Genomic DNA, 2,724 nt, shown 5'->3' on the forward strand with positions numbered 1-2,724 from the left:
AATTCGTATACATCTTTTAAATAGCTTAACGAAAGTACTTTACCGCCGCAGCGATTATGTGTATTTTCTAAACAAATCAATGCAGGAAGTGCAAACTGGGGATCCTCAGGGTCAAACGGAAATACTTTCTCCAAGTCCTGAATCGCCAGTTCACCATTGCGCTGAGTAGGTATGGGTTCATACATAATCCCCCCGCAAACAGAAGCACCGCCAGCTTCAAAAATATAAATATCAGATTCGTCACCGACCAATACCTTTGAGCCCCTGGGACAATGAGCCATTATCGAAGCAAGATTCGCCATTGTACCACTCGCCATAAAACACGCGGACTCCATTCCGAGAATCTCTGCTGCAACCTCTTCCAGTCTGTTTACTGTAGGGTCTTCTCCATATACATCGTCCCCTAAGACAGCGTTCTGAATGGAAGACATCATTTCTTCCGTGGGCTGGGTTATGGTATCACTTAAATAGTTCATACAATACACTCCTTTTCTTTTATTTTTATTTGTTTGGAGGATTCTAGCAGCGTGTCCATCAAATCGTGAACGTCATCACTAACTGCGATTGTGTAACCTTTTCTTCCATATGCATTACAGGCTTCATCAACATGATCACCTATATCCACATTCACTCGAACCTCTTTGATTCCATATAAATGTTTATCTTTGATAAGGTTTATTTCAGTAATGACCCCTGATTTATCAGGTACAAAAAACTGTATGCCCGCATAACAGTATGATGTTTTTTGTAAGTCCGGCTGTATCCCTGTTGAAGACTTTAATTGTTCTTGCAGCATGTCTATACCTGAAGATAATCTAATTAACTCGGGAATCATCCCCCCTGCCAGACGTCCGTTAAACTCGACCAGAAATAACTGATCCTCTACGACTTTCACCTCAATATGGACTGGGCCATTGCACCACCCTAAGGTTTCAAGGATTTCAAAGGCTCCCTCTTTAATCCGTTCACGGGCTGCCCCTGTCAGATCCTCAGCCGGGAAAATATGGCCTTGTTCTACGCGAAACGGCTCCCTTCCCACTTTTTTCTTAGTAATGCCGATAAGTTGGTGATTCCCATCGAATGAGAAGCATTCCAGACTATATTCCTGCCCTTCCACATACTCTTCAATGAGTGCCATTTTCCCGGCAGGCTGATTTCTCGTATTGGTTTCAACCTTGAGAAGACGAATGGTGTGATCGAGCAAGTCAGTAAATTCGCGGCATACTTTGACACCGTTTGAACCACTGTCATCAACTGGCTTCACAATACATGGGAAAGCAATTTCCTTCTCCTTCCACACTAATTCCTGTTCTGTTGTTATGCCAAAATAAAAAGGCTGATACAACTTTTTGCTCTTTCTCAATTTCTCGCGTACAGTAAACTTATTTCTTGCAGCAGCAACAGTTTCAGGAGGATTTCCTTTAAGCTGCAGGGAAGATGTCAATCTTGAAACAGTATGGATATAAAATTCACTTGTTGTGGTAATCCCTGCAATTTCTCCTGGATCAAATATAGTTTTGATGGTTTCGAGGACTACATCGAAATGATTTGTTTCACACGTGATTATTTGACAGTCTTGTTCAAATAGTCCATTGTACAATTTCGGATCCCTGGTAATGAATACAGGGGACAGGTTAAGGGAATGCGCCTTTTGAATAGCGATCATACCAGTACCGGTTGTATTTGACTCAATAAATAAGAGCTTTTTCATTGGAACACTTCCATTTATCAAAATTTAAGTATGACCATTTCTCCGTATCTTGAATGGAGCTTACCTCTGCAGGTTGAAGATTTAATTGAGATGATGCTAAATGATGCATATTGAAAAAATCTTCCTGATAAAATGTATTGTAATACCGATCACCCCTGTCCGGAAAAATACACACTATTCTCTTGGAAGAATCCACTTGTGTACTTAACCAATTTGCTACAGCGTATACGCTTCCAGAACTATTGCCGGCAAAAATCTTTTCATGTCTTGAAAGTTCAAGTGTCCAATTGAAGGCTTCTTCATCATTCAGCCAGTGAACCTCATCAATGACGGAATAGTTGACGTTTTTGGGCTGGAGGCTATTGCCAAGACCGCTTTGGAGTCTTCTTGGCTTATCATTTTGAAAAAAAATAGAACTTCCTGCAGCATCAACTGCAACCACTTTTAGATCGGCATTTCTCTTTTTCAGCGTTTCCGCTGTCCCGCATAATGATCCGCCGCTCCCAACCGATCCAACCAATATATCCACTTGCCCGACTTCTTTCATTACGCCATCTGCCAGATGACGATAGGAAAGTGGGTTTTGGGGGTTCTCGTATTGCTGGGGCCAAAAAGCATCAGGGCGATCCTCAAGCATTTGATAGAGATAATTCAACCTGGCTTGCTGCCATCCCCCAGTCATTCCCATCTCTTCTACCACATGGATGTTCGCTCCCAAGGCTCTTAGCTTTGTATGCGTCAATGAATCAATACGGGGGTCGGTAATGATATGTACCTCATGTCCCAGATATGATCCGACCAGCGCGATCCCCAAAGCAAGAGTCCCGGAAGAACTTTCAATTATGGGATCCCCATCTTTAAGTAGACCTGTTCTTTTTGCATCAAGTATGATTTGCTTTGCAACTCGATCTTTCATCCCGAATGGATTGTACATCTCAAGCTTGGCATAAACGGAGGCTTTACTGAGATCTCTTAATTTCAATTGGACTAACGGCGTTTCCCCTATTAAATCC

3 protein-coding genes are annotated in these 2,724 nt (G+C 42.2%); all 3 read right to left on the reverse strand.

Features of this window, described 5'->3' with window-relative positions:
* Positions 1-476: beta-eliminating lyase-related protein (locus HP456_RS22415; RefSeq protein WP_216663390.1), on the reverse strand; the 476-nt coding region annotated here is incomplete at its 3' end.
* Positions 473-1,711: an ATP-grasp domain-containing protein gene (locus HP456_RS22420; protein ID WP_172255217.1), complete on the reverse strand. Its 1,239-nt coding sequence runs from the start codon at positions 1,709-1,711 to the stop codon at positions 473-475. The genes HP456_RS22420 and HP456_RS22415, both read right to left, overlap by 4 nt.
* The coding region (locus HP456_RS22425; RefSeq protein ID WP_172255219.1) for a cysteine synthase family protein at positions 1,689-2,724 on the reverse strand (1,036 nt) is incomplete at its 5' end. The genes HP456_RS22425 and HP456_RS22420, both read right to left, overlap by 23 nt.

Source organism: Bacillus haikouensis (genome assembly GCF_013179555.1).
In the GTDB taxonomy this organism is placed as follows: Bacteria; Bacillota; Bacilli; order Bacillales; family Bacillaceae_B; genus Rossellomorea; species Rossellomorea haikouensis_A.